This window comes from Armatimonadota bacterium (assembly GCA_023511795.1).
GTDB lineage: Bacteria > Armatimonadota > UBA5829 > DTJY01 > DTJY01 > JAIMAU01.
The window spans coordinates 152360-169331 of the sequence record JAIMAU010000003.1; the positions used below are offsets into that span (position 1 = coordinate 152360).

20 protein-coding genes and 1 tRNA gene are annotated in these 16972 nt (G+C 46.3%); 9 read left to right on the top strand and 12 right to left on the bottom strand.

Annotated features, from left to right (window positions below; translation table 11 throughout):
* Positions 1–36: 36 nt before the first annotated feature.
* Positions 37–342, bottom strand: coding sequence for a DUF5658 family protein (locus K6T99_04955; protein MCL6519158.1), 306 nt, complete (start codon positions 340–342; stop codon positions 37–39).
* Between the two features lie 164 nt (positions 343–506).
* Between K6T99_04955 and K6T99_04960 the strand changes: the two genes are divergently transcribed.
* From K6T99_04960 to K6T99_04985, 6 genes are all read left to right on the top strand, one after another.
* Complete coding sequence (locus K6T99_04960; protein MCL6519159.1) at positions 507–953, top strand: AsnC family transcriptional regulator; 447 nt, start codon at positions 507–509, stop codon at positions 951–953.
* Positions 953–1429, top strand: a complete 477-nt coding sequence (locus K6T99_04965; GenBank protein ID MCL6519160.1) for an Lrp/AsnC family transcriptional regulator — start codon at positions 953–955, stop codon at positions 1427–1429. The genes K6T99_04960 and K6T99_04965 overlap by 1 nt, the downstream gene beginning before the upstream one ends.
* 2 nt (positions 1430–1431) lie before the next feature.
* Positions 1432–2358 (top strand): quinate 5-dehydrogenase, encoded by a 927-nt coding sequence (locus K6T99_04970; protein ID MCL6519161.1) that lies wholly within the window; start codon positions 1432–1434, stop codon positions 2356–2358.
* Between the two features lie 83 nt (positions 2359–2441).
* Entirely contained in the window at positions 2442–3827 is a 1386-nt protein-coding gene (locus tag K6T99_04975; GenBank protein ID MCL6519162.1) for an FAD-binding protein, read from the top strand.
* 4 nt (positions 3828–3831) lie between these two features.
* A complete protein-coding gene (locus K6T99_04980) occupies positions 3832–5088 on the top strand; it encodes a (Fe-S)-binding protein (GenBank protein MCL6519163.1) in 1257 nt (418 codons plus the stop codon).
* An 83-nt stretch (positions 5089–5171) separates the two neighbouring features.
* Positions 5172–5246 (top strand) — tRNA-Ile (locus K6T99_04985).
* A 104-nt stretch (positions 5247–5350) separates the two neighbouring features.
* Here the strand turns inward: K6T99_04985 and K6T99_04990 are convergent.
* Complete coding sequence (locus K6T99_04990) at positions 5351–6238, bottom strand: DUF1848 domain-containing protein (protein MCL6519164.1); 888 nt, start codon at positions 6236–6238, stop codon at positions 5351–5353.
* A gap of 234 nt (positions 6239–6472) precedes the next feature.
* On the opposite strand from K6T99_04990, the gene K6T99_04995 reads away from it, so the two are divergent.
* Positions 6473–7690, top strand: a complete 1218-nt coding sequence (locus K6T99_04995) for an MFS transporter (protein MCL6519165.1) — start codon at positions 6473–6475, stop codon at positions 7688–7690.
* A gap of 127 nt (positions 7691–7817) precedes the next feature.
* Here K6T99_04995 and K6T99_05000 read toward each other — a convergent pair whose 3' ends face one another.
* Positions 7818–8180 (bottom strand): YtxH domain-containing protein, encoded by a 363-nt coding sequence (locus K6T99_05000; GenBank protein ID MCL6519166.1) that lies wholly within the window; start codon positions 8178–8180, stop codon positions 7818–7820.
* A gap of 15 nt (positions 8181–8195) precedes the next feature.
* Positions 8196–8555 (bottom strand): hypothetical protein, encoded by a 360-nt coding sequence (locus K6T99_05005; protein MCL6519167.1) that lies wholly within the window; start codon positions 8553–8555, stop codon positions 8196–8198.
* Positions 8556–8774: 219 nt separating this feature from the next.
* On the opposite strand from K6T99_05005, the gene K6T99_05010 reads away from it, so the two are divergent.
* The gene (locus K6T99_05010) at positions 8775–9098 is read left to right on the top strand and encodes a hypothetical protein (GenBank protein MCL6519168.1); all 324 of its coding nucleotides are present in this window, start codon (positions 8775–8777) and stop codon (positions 9096–9098) included.
* A 15-nt stretch (positions 9099–9113) separates the two neighbouring features.
* The gene (locus K6T99_05015; protein ID MCL6519169.1) at positions 9114–9959 is read left to right on the top strand and encodes a deoxyribonuclease IV; all 846 of its coding nucleotides are present in this window, start codon (positions 9114–9116) and stop codon (positions 9957–9959) included.
* Positions 9960–10026: 67 nt separating this feature from the next.
* On the opposite strand, the gene K6T99_05020 is transcribed toward K6T99_05015, so the two are convergent.
* From K6T99_05020 to ligA, 8 genes are all read right to left on the bottom strand, one after another.
* Positions 10027–10242, bottom strand: coding sequence for a hypothetical protein (locus K6T99_05020; GenBank protein ID MCL6519170.1), 216 nt, complete (start codon positions 10240–10242; stop codon positions 10027–10029).
* A gap of 129 nt (positions 10243–10371) precedes the next feature.
* Positions 10372–11235, bottom strand: a complete 864-nt coding sequence (locus tag K6T99_05025; protein ID MCL6519171.1) for an aminotransferase class IV — start codon at positions 11233–11235, stop codon at positions 10372–10374.
* Positions 11193–12602, bottom strand: a complete 1410-nt coding sequence (gene pabB / locus K6T99_05030; GenBank protein MCL6519172.1) for an aminodeoxychorismate synthase component I — start codon at positions 12600–12602, stop codon at positions 11193–11195. The genes K6T99_05025 and pabB overlap by 43 nt, the downstream gene beginning before the upstream one ends.
* A 56-nt stretch (positions 12603–12658) precedes the next feature.
* Entirely contained in the window at positions 12659–13288 is a 630-nt protein-coding gene (locus tag K6T99_05035; GenBank protein MCL6519173.1) for a uracil-DNA glycosylase, read from the bottom strand.
* 1 nt (position 13289) lies between these two features.
* Positions 13290–13781, bottom strand: coding sequence for an HIT domain-containing protein (locus K6T99_05040; GenBank protein ID MCL6519174.1), 492 nt, complete (start codon positions 13779–13781; stop codon positions 13290–13292).
* A gap of 3 nt (positions 13782–13784) precedes the next feature.
* A complete protein-coding gene (locus K6T99_05045) occupies positions 13785–14225 on the bottom strand; it encodes a DUF1844 domain-containing protein (GenBank protein ID MCL6519175.1) in 441 nt (146 codons plus the stop codon).
* Positions 14209–14643, bottom strand: a complete 435-nt coding sequence (locus K6T99_05050) for a VanZ family protein (protein MCL6519176.1) — start codon at positions 14641–14643, stop codon at positions 14209–14211. The genes K6T99_05045 and K6T99_05050 overlap by 17 nt, the downstream gene beginning before the upstream one ends.
* On the bottom strand, positions 14640–16745 hold the full coding sequence (ligA, locus tag K6T99_05055) for an NAD-dependent DNA ligase LigA (GenBank protein ID MCL6519177.1): 2106 nt from the start codon (positions 16743–16745) through the stop codon (positions 14640–14642). The genes K6T99_05050 and ligA overlap by 4 nt, the downstream gene beginning before the upstream one ends.
* Between the last annotated feature and the right edge of the window lie 227 nt (positions 16746–16972).

The following is a 16972-nucleotide window of genomic DNA, read 5'->3' on the forward strand; positions in this document are numbered from 1 at the left end:
GCCCCGATGCCGGAGGAGTGGAGGTACGGAGGTTGATTAAAAAAGATTAACGGCAAGCAGTACGCCAAAATATAGACTAATATACCCTGTGATTCCAACGCGTAGAGCTTTCCGCACGAAAACTGGGTTATAGTTCCTATACCACTCAGCAAGCACTACAAGCGGAATAACAACACCAATCTTAACTAAACAGAAATGCCAAAAGCCCCGGCGAATGCATTCAGCCATTAATGGGTTTGCCTCCACTGCTTTGCCCATTGCAATAACTACAATGGTGAACAGCATATCGGCTAGGCATATTGCAATCAGTACAATACTCTCTTTGCTAAAAGTAATATGCATTCCGCTTACCACCTGTTACATTTCTTTATTGAAGGTCTATTCTTTTGGTCTCACTAAATCAAGCTTCAATATCCATGCCAAACTACACTCGTATTCCTACCAGATTTGACGAGAAGAACTACTAACGTTATACTTGTGAAAGGCTATGCCGTGGAGAACGTGCGGTGGACTACCTGGATAGACAGATTTTGAACATTATTCAAACAGACTTCCCTCTTGAATCTCGGCCGTTTCAAACAATTGCAGAGCGCTTGGGGACTACTGAATCAGAAATCCTCTTACGTGTTAGACAACTTATCGAATCCGGTGTTATTCGAAAGATTGGACCAGTGTTTGATTCTCGTAAGCTTGGCTATGAAAGCACCCTCATAGCAATGAAAGTTCCAGAAAATCGCCTTTTGGAAGTTGCAACCATTGTGAACGAGTTTCCACAGGTGACACACAATTATGGCAGAAGACACAAATATAATCTGTGGTTTACATTGGTATGCCAAAATTCGTCTGAAATAGACAATATCGTATCCCAAATTAGAGCCAAAACAGGCATCTCGGACATATATTTGCTACCAGCTGAGCGAATGTTCAAAATAGACGTGAACTTTAGGTTCTAATGAACGAGAAACAAAAAAGCATAATACGTGTCTTTAATAATGGCTTGCCGGTTGAGAAAGAACCATTCAAAGCGGTATCAGAAGCCATTGGCATCGCCGAAGAGGAACTCCTTTCTCAGCTTAAAGCATGGAAATCCGACGGGACTATTCGCCGCTTTGGCGCCTTGGTCAGACATCATCAGGCAGGCTTCCAAGCTAATGCAATGGGCGTGTGGAACGTACCAGATACTTTAATAGAAAGCTTTGCGGGTATTGCAACGAGGTATCGTGAGATAAGCCACTGCTACCAACGCCCTAGGCTTCATGATTTTCCCTACAACATATATACTATGATTCACGGGCGAACAGAGGTAGATTGCGAGAAGATTGCACAAGCCGTTTCCGAGGAAACTGGAGTGGAAGACTACATATTGCTTTACACAATCGCTGAGTTCAAGAAGTCAAGCCCCTTGTTTTTCCTGGAAAATAGGAGATAAGAATGAAGCGCATTGTCAGCGTGAGCCTAGGCTCGCCGAAAGGAGATAAAACAGTTAGGGCTACTCTTCTGGGCGAAGAGTTCGAGATAGCCAGGATTGGGACAAATGGCGACTTCAAACGATTTGCCGAGTTAATGCGCGAATTAGACGGGAAAGTAGACGCAATCGGACTTGGTGGCATAGACCGATATCTTTATGCTGGGAAACGACGGTATACAATCCGAGACGCAGATAAATTAGCACGCTTAGCCATTAAAACCCCAGTTGTTGATGGTAGTGGCATCAAAAACACACTTGAACGCGAGACCATCGAATGGCTTCAGCGCGAGGGAATCGTGGACTTCCAAACCAAGAAAGTCTTGCTAGTTTGCGGGGTGGACCGCTTCGGCATGGCAGAATCACTTTGGCGATTAACACGACCCAAAGGCCGAGTTATCTATGGCGATTTGCTGTTCAATGTTGGCGTGCCGATACCAATAACCTCATGGGGCATGCTAAAAATACTTGGACTGATTTTCCTGCCGCTAATCTGCAGGCTGCCGTTCAAATGGCTCTATCCAATCGGCGAGCAACAGGAGAAGAATACGCCTAGACACGAGAAGTACTTCCGCTGGGCAGATGTCGTGGCAGGCGACTACAAAATAATAAAGAGGTTTATGCCCATGCCCGAGTCCGAAGCTATGGCTGGTAAGGTAATTATTACAAATACGCTTACCCAATCTGACATTGACAACATGAAAGCCTGCAAAGTCAAAATGCTGGTTACATCTACTCGGGAGTTCGATGGAAGAACATTTGCAACAAATGTAGTCGAGGGAATCCTTGTAGCACTATCAGGTAAGCGACCAGAAGAAATGACGGAACAAGACTATATTGAACTTCTGAGAAAACTTGACTGGCAACCAACGGTGAGAATACTCAATGATTAAGCTCTTACCTAATAAACTAACTTAATGTCCTCCTTACTTCATCGTCTGAGAATATGAACTAATAAGTAACTAGGGTGCTAAAAATGCGCAAATCCATATTACATAAATTACAAGAGATATCAGGATCTAAGTATGTGCTTACTGCTCCAGAGGACTTGGTTTGCTATGGCTATGATGCTCAACACGTTGAGTATTGCCCAGAAGCTATCGTAAGAGCTGGCAGTGCCGAGGAAGTCTGTGCAATCCTTCGCTTGGCAAACGAGGAAGGTTTGCATGTTACACCCCGTGGTGCTGGCACTGGGTTAAGCGGCGGCTCTGTTCCTGCTGCTGGGGGGCTTGTACTTGATCTAGGACGCATGAACCGAATTATTGAGATTGACCAATCAAATCTGCTCGCGACGGTTGAGCCTGGCGTTATCACCGCCGACCTCGCATCCGCAGTCGAGGCAGTTGGTCTCATGTACCCACCTGACCCAGGAAGCATCAAGGTTTCGACTTTGGGTGGCAACGTAGCTGAGAATGCGGGTGGTCTTCGAGCAATTAAATATGGAGTAACAGCAGACTATATTAAGGCGATTGAAGGGGCAACCCCAACAGGTGAGTTTTTCAAAGCTGGAGCAGTCACCATGAAATCAGTAGCTGGTTATGATTTAGTGCATCTCTTATGTGGCTCTGAAGGTACACTGGCGGTGTTCACAAAACTTACCTTCAAGCTCCTTCCTTTACCAAAGGCACGCCGTTCCATGGTTGGTCTTTTCCCACAGCTAACACAAGCAGCAGAAACGGTATCAGCTATTATTAGCGCAGGCATTATGCCTGCCACGCTGGAGATAATGGACAATGTGACCATTCGCACTGTAGAGGAGTTCAAGAAAATTGGACTTCCGATTGACGCAGGCGCTATGCTTTTGCTGGAAGTTGACGGCGCATCTGCCCAAGTTGTCGAGGAAGCAGACAAGGCAGCCCGCATAATGACATCGCATAACGCTTCAGAAGTTCAAATAGCCTCAACCCATGAGGAGCGGGACAAGGTTTGGGAAGCAAGGCGTTCGGCCCTTGCCGCATTGGCTCGAGTTCGCCCTACCGCTATTCTTGAAGATGCCACTGTGCCGCGAAATCAACTCGCCGACATGGTTAGCGAAATTAATCGTATTGCAAACAAATATTCTCTTACGATTGGAACATTTGGACATGCAGGAGATGGCAACCTTCATCCAACAATCCTGACTGACCAGCGAGATAAAGAGGAAATGGCGCGTGTCGAGAAAGCCATCGACGAGATATTCAATGCGGCTCTGCAGCTTGGCGGAACTGTCTCTGGCGAGCACGGAATCGGATTTGCTAAATCAAGATACCTAGCTTGCGAAGTCGGCCCAGGTGCTTTAGGTATGATGCGCACCATTAAATCTGCCCTAGACCCAAAAGGGATTCTGAACCCCGGAAAGATATTTACTGACCAAACGACATGAGCTTATGTTAAATGAACTCGACCGCCTGACTTTTAATTGCATAAAGTGTGGTTATTGCAAAGCAGCATGCCCCGTTTATAAGGAAATTGGCGAAGAAGCTGCTTCACCTAGAGGACGCGTTCGCCTGATTCGGGGAGTATATGCCGGCGATGTCTCGCTTAGTCAAAGATATCGCAAACTCATCGAATTATGCATAAGCTGTCGTGCATGCACAGCAGAGTGCCCAAGCGGCGTCAGCCCCAATCAGGCGGTACTCAATGCACGACATCATCTTGCGATTGAATGCGGCATCCCCCTAATAAAGCGCCTGATATTCCGTCGTGCAATGACTGCTAGAAGGATGTTCCCCGCAAGTGCCAAACTTCTCGGTTTCCTTCAGCGAGCAATCATCCTACAAAGCAGATACAGTCCAGCCAGGCTAATCCTACCCATCCTTGGCCTTCCATTTGACAAAGCAATTCCTTACTTTCAGCTCAAAACCTTTCGCGACCGCATGCCGGAGGTCATACCAACAACAAATAGAAAGTACCGCGTAGCATACTTTGTGGGGTGTGGGGCAAACCTGATTTACCCGGAGATTGGAGAAGCAGTCGTCAATCTATTAACTTACTTTGGAGTCGAAGTCGTCATCCCACGCAAGCAAATGTGCTGTGGGACACCAGTATTCACCTCAGGTGATTTTGAAGGTGCAACACATCTAGCAAGACAAAACCTTAAAGTCTTGAGCAACTTGGATGTTGACGCAATTATCACCGCTTGTGGGTCCTGCGGCACAACGATAAAGCATGAATGGCACGATCTCCTAGGAATTGAAGTCCCAAGTGAGCTAACGTCAAAAGTCTATGATATTACTGAATTTCTCACCGATTGTTTGGCAGTTTCTCTTAGTGCACATATACCAAAGGCAAAGACTATCACGTATCATGACCCATGCCACCTCGTCAGAGGTATGGGGGTACAAAATCAACCCAGAAAACTGCTCTCATCGTTGGCTGACACAAGGTATGTCGAGCTCGCAAGCGCAGACACATGCTGTGGAGGCGGTGGTGCATACAGCATCTACCATCCAGACATGTCACGAAAGATAGGCGCAAGAAAGGTAGATAATGTTTTGAAGACCGAGGCGGACCTAGTTGCGACCGGTTGCCCTGTGTGCATTCTCCAACTGCGAGAAATGTTTTCAATTGCCAGAATTCTGCGCCAGGTCGAACACACTGCAGTTGTACTCAACCGTGCATTGAAGGAAAAATCGCAGAACTAGCCCTTCCGTCCATTATGCAAATTCTTGACTGCAACACAAAATGTTGATATAATTTTGATGCTTGCTGCAAGATAGGAGCGCGCGGGCCCATAGCTCAGCGGTAGAGCGGCCGGCTCATAACCGGTTGGTCCTTGGTTCGAATCCGAGTGGGCCCACCAAAATAAGAACTTGAATATTGGCACTTCGCAGTAGAAGGACTAAGCTTTAAGCCCTGATTTCCCACCAGGGCATTTAATTTTTAGGGAGCCAATCCAACTCGAGATCAACATTTGAGACCTAAGATATCAGCTCCTGGGTCATGAGCTTCATAACTACGAATCGTAGCACGTTTATTTGAGTTTGCGTAGCAGTATACGCAACCATGGGGGCAGGTATCATATGTTCCAATATCCTTACTCTCATAGCACCCACATTCTTTCCTCGTGGGATGTTCGACTAAATTAGTCACTCTATCAGGAAACAATTGCTTTAGGAGCTCTCCATCAACACAGTGCGCCTTCTTTATTTTGCTCCCAACAAGATAATCTCCACAACAAGAATACATCTCGATTCCATGATTGGCCGCGATGTCCGCAAGGATATTGGCTAGCGTAATTCGCTCGGGTTGGGGCAAATCTATGCATTCGATTCCAGTTTTGATAGCATGAATCTTAGTATTTCGTAAGACTTTTTCATAATAGTAAACAAAGCTGAAATAACAGCGCTTCACTACTCCTTCTAATTGAGCACAAAGTTCACGAAACCGCCTAAAATGGTATTCGCTATCTGTCGCAGTCGATATTAGGATGGGGTCATAACGCCACAGAACGCTCTCAGCACCATATCGCCCTGAAAGTATTCGGGCGCATTTTACCATATCTGCCGTGTCTGGCACCCTTGGTTCGAACACCTTTGGCAATCCTGTAATTGTAAAATGAAAAACCATTTGATAACCACCAGCATCAAGTTCGTCGAGATAGGGCAAAAGAGGCAGGTAATTCTTCGACCAGAAGACAATCGCCAATACATCTTTTGGAAGTAGCGATACATCATATACTACATTTGAAAACGGATTCATCCATCGAACGTAACCCTTTCGAATCCGGCTTATGAACCATTCTGAATAAAAAGCAGGGATATCTGTTCTTCTGCTAGCAGAAATAACATTCATAAAGCCATACACTTAGGTCAAATTTGGTACCAGCTAAAGTTTATTTTAGCAAAATTTCCCTTGAAAACTTTATTTAGAATATTAGATTGCAAAACCAAATCAATTTGAGTTACATTTGCCTGTAAACCTGCAGGTTTACAGGCAGTGGAGGAGAGACAATTCCATTGAACTAAAGGAAACAATGGAGGTGCCGGCCGCCGACGAGACAACTACAACAGCTGGCAGAAAACAAAAGTGTTCTTCGAAAAAGCCGTACCAAAAGAGGTAAGGAATGCATATCGCCGCGACGCATTGTCCGGATTGCTAGTTGGCGTATACAACGGTGCAATTTTTCCATTTATTGGGTTCATTGCAAGAGACGAGCTTCACTCCAGTACTTCGCTAATTGCTTTGATAACATCAGCTCCCTATGTGGGAAGCATGTTTGCATTGTTTTACGCAAACGCAATGGAAGGCAAGGCTAAAATGCCTTATGTAGTTTGGTCAGGTGTAATCGCGCGAGCACTATTTCTACTTACTCTTTTCACGATGACCCCTCTTCGTTTCGCGCTAATTGCATCAGCCGCACAGCTCGTAGCCACAGTTTCCGGACCAGCCTATGCCGCAGTACTCAAAGAGATTTACCCTGATGAACATCGAGGCCGAATAATGGGCTATATCAGGGTTGGACTTGCGGCAACAAGCTTCTTTTCCACCTTAGCGGTTGGCCAACTGCTTAAAAGGCATATTCTCGATTTTAACTACATATTCCCAATTGGTGCTCTTTTCGGCATCACATCGTCCTTGGTTTTCGGAACCATAAGAACAGCTCCCATTGACCCAAAATCAAACAATTACAAACCATCAACAGTTCAGTTTTTGCAGAGCACGCTTGCCATCTTCAAAGAAGACCGCAACTATGCTTGGTTTGCGCTCTCGGTATTCACGTTCGGATTTGGAAATTTGATTGTGGCGCCACTCTATCCTGTATTTCAGGTAGACCAACTGCACATTACAGCAGCACAAGTCGCCATGTTATCAAACATTACAACAGTTATTTGGATGTTCTCTTATCTATATTGGGGAAAATATGTGGATATGCAGAGCCCATTAAAAGCAGTGATGGTAAATGTCTTGATGGTAAGCCTAGTGCCCTTTGCTTACTTCTTGGCAAACAATGTTTGGATGTTGATTCCAGCTGCGATAATCAATGGAATCACCATGGCTGGAATAGAGCTCAGCTACTTTAATAGTATTCTCTACTTTGCAAAAGAAGGCAGAGAATCACACTACCAGGCATTGCACTCATTCTTATTAGGCATCAGAGGAACGATAGCACCATTTATAGGAGCAGCGCTAGTTGCATTCTTTAGAACAAGCCATATCGATATCAGGTTTGTTTTCCTAATATCAATGCTACTTATGCTGCTCGGCGCAGTACTTCAGCTGGTAGGAGTCAAATCAAGATATTAACAAGAAAAAAGCAAGAACAGGGGAAATGCAACCGTGATAAATGAGCCATTCCAGCCAATTTAGCAGTTTTTTGTATTTATTTCCCCTGTTCTTTCGTTTTACGGGTATTTCCAAATTATTACTATTCTTACTCACAAGGGGACTCGCGTTCTTTCTCCTCCATTTGAGCTTCGAGCTCTTTCCGCTTTTCTTCAGCGGCTTGACGTCCAGCCTCCACGGCTTCCTTGACTTTTGATTTAGTTGCTGCAACCATTTCACGGCTCTTAACTGCCGCTTGGGAAATTTGTCCCTTTGCAGTTGATGCAAAGGTGGAAGCCTTCGCTTTCATCTCACCCCATGCTTCACCCGCTTTTCTTCCAGCCTCACGGGCTTTCTCGCCAATATCGCTTCGAAGCTCTTCACCCTTCTTGGGAGCGTAAAGCAAAGCGGTCATAGCTCCTGCGGCTGCACCAATAAGGATGCCGAGCCAAAAATTTCCCTTGCGTGCCATTGCATACCCCTCCTTCTATTTTTGCACTGATGTCCGCTTATACTCGCTAATCGCACGCGAGACACCCGCTATTATGCTTAGAATGCCAATAAGCGGTGACGAAACCGCGTGTTTGATAATATCAGTCGTCGCTACAATTTTGCTCGATACTTTCTTAGCAGTCTCCTCGCTAATTTCCATTACATGTTCTGCTCTGTTTTCTACTTTCTCAACAAAGCCATTGACCGACTTTATTGTCGACGTTACTTCAGCCATTGCTGGTTGAACTGACTTATTAATAAGTCCTCTAACCATTAATGCAAGATAAGCAACTGTGCCTAGCAGCAAAAGATTACATAAGGCAATGACGCCTACGAAAACAATCAGCCATATCATTGAACCCCACCACCAATGATTATCTCCAAACCCGCGAAAATAATCATAATTTGCTGTACCCTCTACTCAGCAAATCGAAACGTAGAATGCTCGGAAATGCAATTGGCAAACAACCGATAGCAAATGACTAACTTAGCGCATTTGTCTTGCGGAATGGCTTTTATTGGCGTATAATATTTTTGAAACATGGTTAAAAATCACGGGCAAGGAGAAACGAGAGTGGCAGAAGATTACAAGCTTTCGAGAATAGTACGCACAGTATCTTCAGAAATCTATATAATTTGGCAAGGAGAACGACGAATCGGACAAGTCCATCTCCACTACGCCCACTATACCATATACCTCACACTGTTCTTTGAAGTAGATGTCTCACTACAACAAGAAGAGCAGTTGCTTGCTGAAATTGACGATCAAATAGTATCGTCCTATCTTCCCAGCTTTGAACGCGAGGAAATGCTAGTCACAATATTCCGCGGAGAAGAAATCAGCTCATTCAGCTATTGCCCCACAGAACTTGATGAGTTTGATGAGGAAGAGGAGTAACGCTGCGCACGCCCAATGCGACTTGGCGTACACATGCGAATAAGCGAGGGTTTGGAAGCAGCGGCAAGGACAGCTGCGGAGATCGGATGTGAGACAATCCAGGTTTTCGCCGCCAATCCAAACGCTTGGAATTCGCCACCAATCGAACCTGCCAACGGTGCACTCTTTAGAAAGCTCACAACCGATTTCGGCCTCCACCCGGTAGCTGTCCACACACCATACTTGCTTAATCTCGCATCGCCTGATTGGCGTATTTATTTGGCATCAGCTCACGTACTAGCAGACCATGTGCGCCGTGCTGAAGCAATTGGTGCCAATTTCGTCGTAACTCATATAGGGAGTCACAAGGGCTCAGGAATTGAGCAGGGAATCAAACGCGTGGCCAGTGCCATTTCAAAAGCACTGAATCAATCAACTGGAAAGACGGCGCTCCTTCTTGAAAATTCCGCCGGCTCTGGCGATTCAATCGGTTCGAAATTCGAGAACCTGCGGGCAATTCTTGACCAACTAAGCGATTGCGCAGTCAAGCTGGGGATATGCCTCGACACCGCTCATCTTTGGGGAGCGGGATACGATGTGTCAAATAAAGATGAGATTGAACGAACATTCGAGGCATTTGACTCGATTGTCGGAATGAAACATCTCAAGCTCTTACACCTAAACGACACCAAAGTTGAGCTTGGCTCGCGTGTTGACCGGCACGCAAATATAGGAGTGGGGAAAATTGGCGAGCAGGGCTTCCATGCTTTACTGCATTACCAGCCACTTGCAAACCTTGCCGGCGTAATTGAAGTTCCCGCGAAGTCTATCGAGACAGATATCCATGATCTCGGGGTGTTAAAGAGGCTGCGCGAAAAGTAAACTCCTGCTGGACAAGCGATGTTGGTTTACAATTAGGAGCAATTTCATCTATCTATAAAAGCAAAACCTAACTTGGCAGTCGAGATTTTGCCTGCTTAGCCAAGGCTTTCTCTAGCTGTTCCATTGTAATGTGGCCAGTTTTTATGAGCAGCCGCCCGATGGGAACAGGGTCAAGCCCTTTTTGATGAATCTCTGTTTGCATTTTAAGACATTCCATGATTACTTCCCGCGATGCAAAACCCATATCTATCATTATCTCACCAAGGAGTTTGTTTTCCGCCATGCTTCTTACCTCCCAATACATTTTGCACCGAGCGCTATGTTGTGTCAATATTCGAAGGCAACATTATTATTAAAAAGGTACTAACTTTTTAATAGCAAACAAAATCATTTCTTGCTAAAAAGAAAAAGTTCATGAAGGAAGACGTTCTTGGTACAGGCTCAACAACAGCTTGGTCATCCGGCCATAACCCATGTCTCCAAACTGTTTATTGCCAAGCGAGCGTACCGGCACAAGCTCTCTGGTCGAGCTGGTTAGAAAGACCTCCTCAGCTTTGAAAATGTCGTCTAGTGTGAAATAACCTTCCTGCGTCTCAATTCCGACGGCATTTGCTATCTCAATAACAATTGCACGGGTAATTCCTGCAAGTATTCCGCAATCCAGCGCTGGCGTAAAGAGCTTTCCATCGCATACCCAAAATATGTTTGCGGCAGTGGCTTCAGAGACATGCCCTTTGGTGTTGAGCAAGAGAGCGTCATCCACTCCAGCACGCCTAGCCTCCGCCCGAGCCATAATCTTCCAGAGGATTCCAGTATGCTTTATACGACTAAGAGGGCTAAGCTCATCACTTCGGAAGCTTGACACCATCAAGCGTAACCCCTCACTGAATCTTTCTTGCACCATTGGCTTAGCCATAATCACCACAGTCAGACTGGAAGTATCAAGGTCATACCAAAGCAAACCGGTTGCTCCTCTAGTTGCCGTAATTCTCAAATAAGCATCGCTTAGACAATTTGCTGAGAGGGTCTCCTCAACCCAAAGCTTGACTTGTTCCATATTTGGAGTGGGCATCGAAATCACTGAGCAACCTTCCGCCATGCGTGCAAGGTGCGCATTGAGCATAAATGGTACTCCCTTATAGACTCGCATCGTTTCAAATATTCCATCTCCATACAAAAAGCCCCTATCAATAGCCGAAACTGTCGCTTCTTCTGCCGCGACAAGCTTTCCATTTATGCAAACTTTGCCCCATTCTTTGATGAGCTTTTCAGACATCCTAGAACCTCCATGAATGCTCGACCCTTGTCAAGGGTCTCTTGGTACTCGGCATCTGGCTCGGAATCAGCAACAATGCCCCCACCAACATGGAAATAACACAAATCACCCTTTGTTATTGCTGTCCTAATTACTACGTTCAAGTTAACCGAGCCGTCAAACCCAAGATAACCTATCGAGCCAGTATATACTCCGCGGCGAACCGGCTCGAGTTCGTTGATAATCTCCATCGAGCGTATTTTTGGTGCACCGGTAATAGAACCGCTAGGGAAACAAGCCGTCAGCAAATCCACTGCTCCTAGCCCTTGCCGCAAGCGACCCCTAACAGTCGTTACAAGGTGATGCACTGTCGAATGGCTTTCCACCTGCGCGAGAAGCGGCACATCTACCGAACCAAACTCACATACCCTCCCAAGGTCGTTCCTTTCAAGGTCCACAATCATGATATTCTCTGCCATGTCTTTCTCACTTGCGGCAAGCTCTCTCGCAAACCTCTCATCCTCGCTTGGGGTTCTTCCACGTGGCCGAGTGCCTTTAATTGGTTTTGTAATCACAATTCGCGTGCCGGGGCAGTAGTTAAGGAAACATTCGGGTGAGGAACATACAACTTGGAAACCGCCGCAGTTCAAATAGGCAGCATAGGGCGACGGGTTGACATCTCTCAATTTAAGATACATACTCCAGGGTGACATTGTAAGCGGCACTTTAAACCTTTGAGAAATGTTTACCTGGTAGATATCGCCAGCCGCAATGTACTCTTTGCACTTATTAACAACCGCGCAGTATTCATCCATTGTAAAGCTTGAGCAAGGCGCAATTATACGCCCGTCTGCTCTAGGCAAATGATGTTGATTGGCTTTGCCTTGCGCGTCAATAATCAATTTTTCTAGTGCCATGATTCCAGGCAATGGATCTGGTGCCCCATCTAGGGAGCATCCATTCAGAAATATTGCCTTCTCTGTATGGTCAAAGATTGCCAAGTGATTATAGAAGCCCAGAAAGCAGTCTGGCATGCCAATATCATCAGGTTGAGGCTCCGGTAGATTCTCAATTAAACCGCCCATTTCATATCCAAAGTATCCAACAATGGCACCCGCAAGTAGATTGGGCTCGGTTTGAAAACGAAAAAGCAAATCCCGAAGTATTTCAAATGGAGATAAATTTGTTTCCAATCTTTCACCGGGCATATTTAGAAAACTGCTGCGGCCAATTGTGCGGAGGGTCCCAAAGGGATTGGTGCAAATAATCGATAATCTTCCATAAAGTGCGCCTGGCTGGCTTTCAAGAAGCATCGAGCCAGACAGGCAGGCAATATGCTCGAAAACCTGCGCCGGCTCAACCCAGAACGGTAATTTCTGGGTCAACATAGAAGGGCTCTTGATTGCTAGATACGAAGCACGGCTACTCAAAAGAAACGGTCCTTTCAGAACAAGCTGAGTTTAGGCTCCTTTTTCGCCTCAATAACCTTTAGGCGAGCAGCCGCAATGTCAGCCACCAGAGAAGCGCGAGCGCTTTCGAAAGCCTCGCCATGTTGGCGCAAAATGTAAGCCGGGTGTAGCGCTGCCGTAGCATATCTTGCATATGGAGTGGGAAACCATTGGCCCCGCTCCTTTGTCATTTGAAAACCCTTGTGAATGATTGTGTTTGCTGCAGGCGCGCCCAGACATAATATAACCAGCGGCTGAATAATCTCAATTTGCTTTTGGAGCCAGGGAAGACACATTGCAATCTCATTAGCATTAGGCGGCCGATTTCGCACAGAACCGTCTTCGACTGTGATTGCCCTGCATTTGAGAACATTGCAGATATACACATGCTTTCGGGTGATGCCATTCTCCCTAAGTGCCTGATCAAGAAGCTGACCAGCCCTGCCGACGAATGGTCGCCCTGTAGCGTCCTCTGTTGCCCCTGGACCTTCTCCAATTATTACCAACGGTGTCTCGGGATTCCCTTCGCCAAAAACAACGTTCGTCCGAGTCTCACAAAGCTCACACCGCCGACATTCAAGAGCTTCCGCCTTCAGCCTTTCCATGCGTTCGACTACTTCAGACATGCTATGGCGCCCCCAAGTTTTCCATCTTCTTCTTTAGCTTCTCATAGGTTGCCTCGAGACTCTCGGGTAAAACCTTCGTCTCTCCGACTACAGGCATAAAGTTTGTATCGCCATTCCAACGCGGAACAACATGCCAGTGTAAATGGTCTTCGATTCCCGCACCAGCTGGCCGACCAAGATTAACGCCCAAGTTGAAACCGTCGGGGTTCATCTCAGCGGTCAAAAGCCGCATTGAATACCTTAAAAGTTTACTAATCTCGAGAAGCTCGTCATCGCCTAGGTCATACATATCTGCCGTATGTTTAAACGGCGCAATCATTAAATGGCCAGGGTTATAGGGAAAGCTGTTCAGCATTATGAACGCTGTTTTTCCACGCCAGAGAATCAGGTTTTCTTTATCTCTATTCTCTTTTGGCTTATCACAAAATATACAGCCCTCCATCTCGCCCTGTTGAATATACTTCATTCTCCATGGTGCCCACAAACGCTTCATCGGTTAACCCATTCCACTCTGGCGGACAAAATTCATCCGCAAATCGCTAAGCATTCCTTTCAATTCATTTATCTCTTCCGGCTGGAGATTGCTCTCAATGTGCCCAATCAAAAGCGCAAGCGCATCAATTGCAACTTTTGCCTGGCCAAGATCTTTTTCAATCTTTCCAGTTAAAGGATTCTTTACCAATCCAAGCCACTGCCAGGCATGTGCTCCTAGTATACCGATGAAAGACTTAAGAAGTGAGTACACATCTGCCGGCTGCATTTGGTACTCTTCTTCTCCAGCCGCTTCTTCGGTTTTTGCTGAAGTTCCTTCCTCGTTTGGTTGTGGGGACTCATTAGTTTGGCGATTTGCGCCCTCGACTACTTCCACATCCCCGTCCTCATTAATCTTAATTTTGCGCTTATCAACAACCTCATATTCCTTATCTTCCTCGCTCAATTCTTTTCCCTCCGTTTCTCCGATAGGACCGTATAAATGCAATCAGTATCACTGCCAAAGCAGCACCGAAAATATCGGCAATCCAATCATAGAGCTCGCATCTACGTCCTGGGACAAATCGCTGATGAAACTCATCAGTTATCCCATAAAGTGCTATTATTCCAAATGTTTGAGTGTATATACCAGGCCAACTCAAGAGCGGCCACAACAACGAGCCTCGAAACACCAATATTCCAAGTCCAAAATAAGCCAATATATGCTCGAATTTATCTTTTCCAAAAACTCCCGGCGGTGAGGGAAGCGTCGGTTGTGATGAAAGGAAAAAGATAGCACCCATGTAAATCAACACCGGTAGCCACGGCCCTAACCATGATCCTTGCTTTGAACACTGCACTCCGCCGACTTGATTTTGGCTCATGAGATCATCCGAATGAATTCATCTTCAGTCAATATTGTAATTCCCAGCTCCTTGGCCTTTTCAAGCTTTGAGCCGGCGCCCGCCCCTGCAACAACAAAATCGGTATTCCTGCTAACGCTTGATGCCGCCCTGCCTCCGAGAAGCCTAACTTTCTCCTCTGCCTCTTCTCGGGTCATTGTTTTTAGTCCACCGGTGAACACAAATGTCTTGCCTGCAAGGGCGGCCCCTGTCCGCGATGCTATCTTGGGAATTACTCCAGCCTTGCGGAGTTTTTCGAGTACCGCACGGTTCTCTGGTTGGGCAAAGAAAGTCGCAATACTTTTAGCAATAACTGGCCCAATTTCAGGAATACCGCACAGCTCCTCATAGCTGGCGTTTTCTAACGCCTCTAGCGAACCAAAATGGTCCGCAAGCACCTGAGCCACATGTTCTCCAACATGCCTAATTCCAAGGCCGTAAATCAGCCTAGGAAGTGTTGTGTTTTTGCTCTTTTCGATGGCTTCCAGGATATTTGATGCTAGCTTCTTGCCCATTCGTTCAAGAAGCAAGAGATCATCCATTTTAAGCAAGTATAGGTCAGCAGGATCGTGTACGAGCCCTTTATCAACGAGTTGGTCAACCTGTGCTGGCCCAACTCCTTCGATGTTCATCGCACCTCGAGAAGCAAAGTGGACGATCCTCTCTTTTACTTGCGCCGGGCACGCTAGGTTGACACACCGAGCAACTGCCTCACCCTCCGGCCTCTCAACCTCACCTCCACACTCTGGACACTTGTTGGGCATCACAAACTCTCGTTCATCGCCGGTTCGCTTCTCTTTTATGACTTGCACAACTTCGGGAATAACATCGCCTGCACGCTGAACCACTACAGTATCGCCAATTCGAATGTCCTTTCGTCGGATTTCGTCTTCATTATGAAGGGTCGCTCGGCTAACCGTTACCCCTCCAACCTCAACAGGTTCCATGATTGCAACTGGAGTTAATGCACCAGTACGGCCAACCTGCACAACGATGTCCAGGATCTTGGTTGTCTCCTGCATCGCAGGAAATTTGTACGCTACAGCCCATCGTGGGCTTCTTGCCACGTAACCGAGGCGATTCTGCAGGTCAAGCGAGTTCACCTTAACTACAACGCCGTCTATGTCATAACCTAGGGTTCCGCGCTTTTCAGTCCATTCAGCCACGAACTCTTTAACACAATTAATATTTGGACAAAGGCGTGTATTTGGATTGACTTTGAAGCCCCACGACTTGAGTGCCTGGAGAATCTCATAATGCGTTCGGAATTCTACGCCCTGCACGAAGCCGATGCCATAAATGAAGATATCAAGCTTCCGGCTTGCAGTGACAGAAGAGTCAAGCTGCCTGACCGACCCCGCTGCAGCATTCCGAGGGTTTGCAAAGGTAGGTTCGCCTTTTTCTTCTCGCTCACGATTTATTCGACGAAATTCTTCGTGGAGCATGAACACCTCGCCCCGAACTTCGACAATTTCGGGAATCGGATAACAACCTAGGTCACCTATAGATTCCGAGTTGAATAACGGCAGTGTATCCCCTCGACTTTGAGTGGCAGCAACGGCAGATGGCCATTCTGTGGACCCTTGTGGTTGAATTAAAACCAATGGGATTGATCTTATCGTTTTTAAATTGGCTGTAACATCCTCGCCAGTGTAGCCATCTCCACGGGTTGCCCCGCGAACGAAATACCCATTCTCGTAAGTGAGCGACACAGCCAATCCGTCAATTTTTAGCTCCGCCACGTATTCAATGTCATCGCCAGGGTTCATGCCAAGCATTCGCTTGATTCGCTGGTCGAAGGCTAAGAGCTCTTCTTCGCCGAACGCATTGCTAAGGCTTAGCATAGGTTGGCGATGTGTGTATGACTCAAACTCGGTTGCTGGAGGAGCACCAATTCGCTGAGTTGGAGAATCAGGCGTGACAAGGTCTGGGAATGCTTCCTCAAGAGAGATTAGCTCTTGCATCAACCGGTCATATTCTGCGTCAGAAATTAACGGCTGGTCAAGAACATAATACCGATAGTTGTGATAGTTAATTTGCCGTCTAAGCTCTTCAATTCTGGCAGCGGCTGCCTGTTTGTCCATGGTATCCCTCTTCCGTTGCTAAGTACTTCAGGAATAGGGCGGTAAGAAGATTAAGATGCGCAATTCCAAGCATTCAGCTCTTTTTCACTTCAACTTTATTTGGGCTCAATTGTAAAATTTAACACTGCACTGATTCGGTGTCAAACGTTAGGCGTGCATAAGCAACCAAGAAAGCCACTTCTCATGCTCGATTAATCACAGGAGTTTACAAAATTGATGCTTGAGTA

What these genes read in the sequence shown, in the direction of transcription:
- K6T99_05015 (MCL6519169.1), top strand. Translation starts at nt 9,114, where the DNA reads ATGCGACTTGGCGTACACATGCGAATAAGCGAGGGTTTGGAAGCAGCG.
- K6T99_04975 (MCL6519162.1), top strand. Translation starts at nt 2,442, where the DNA reads ATGCGCAAATCCATATTACATAAATTACAAGAGATATCAGGATCTAAG.
- K6T99_05025 (MCL6519171.1), bottom strand. Translation starts at nt 11,235, where the DNA reads ATGTCTGAAAAGCTCATCAAAGAATGGGGCAAAGTTTGCATAAATGGA.
- ligA (MCL6519177.1), bottom strand. Translation starts at nt 16,745, where the DNA reads ATGGACAAACAGGCAGCCGCTGCCAGAATTGAAGAGCTTAGACGGCAA.
- pabB (MCL6519172.1), bottom strand. Translation starts at nt 12,602, where the DNA reads ATGTTGACCCAGAAATTACCGTTCTGGGTTGAGCCGGCGCAGGTTTTC.
- K6T99_05040 (MCL6519174.1), bottom strand. Translation starts at nt 13,781, where the DNA reads ATGAAGCGTTTGTGGGCACCATGGAGAATGAAGTATATTCAACAGGGC.
- K6T99_05035 (MCL6519173.1), bottom strand. Translation starts at nt 13,288, where the DNA reads ATGTCTGAAGTAGTCGAACGCATGGAAAGGCTGAAGGCGGAAGCTCTT.
- K6T99_05050 (MCL6519176.1), bottom strand. Translation starts at nt 14,643, where the DNA reads ATGAGCCAAAATCAAGTCGGCGGAGTGCAGTGTTCAAAGCAAGGATCA.
- K6T99_04955 (MCL6519158.1), bottom strand. Translation starts at nt 342, where the DNA reads ATGCATATTACTTTTAGCAAAGAGAGTATTGTACTGATTGCAATATGC.
- K6T99_04990 (MCL6519164.1), bottom strand. Translation starts at nt 6,238, where the DNA reads ATGAATGTTATTTCTGCTAGCAGAAGAACAGATATCCCTGCTTTTTAT.
- K6T99_05005 (MCL6519167.1), bottom strand. Translation starts at nt 8,555, where the DNA reads ATGATATGGCTGATTGTTTTCGTAGGCGTCATTGCCTTATGTAATCTT.
- K6T99_04980 (MCL6519163.1), top strand. Translation starts at nt 3,832, where the DNA reads ATGTTAAATGAACTCGACCGCCTGACTTTTAATTGCATAAAGTGTGGT.
- K6T99_04965 (MCL6519160.1), top strand. Translation starts at nt 953, where the DNA reads ATGAACGAGAAACAAAAAAGCATAATACGTGTCTTTAATAATGGCTTG.
- K6T99_04970 (MCL6519161.1), top strand. Translation starts at nt 1,432, where the DNA reads ATGAAGCGCATTGTCAGCGTGAGCCTAGGCTCGCCGAAAGGAGATAAA.
- K6T99_05020 (MCL6519170.1), bottom strand. Translation starts at nt 10,242, where the DNA reads ATGGCGGAAAACAAACTCCTTGGTGAGATAATGATAGATATGGGTTTT.
- K6T99_05000 (MCL6519166.1), bottom strand. Translation starts at nt 8,180, where the DNA reads ATGGCACGCAAGGGAAATTTTTGGCTCGGCATCCTTATTGGTGCAGCC.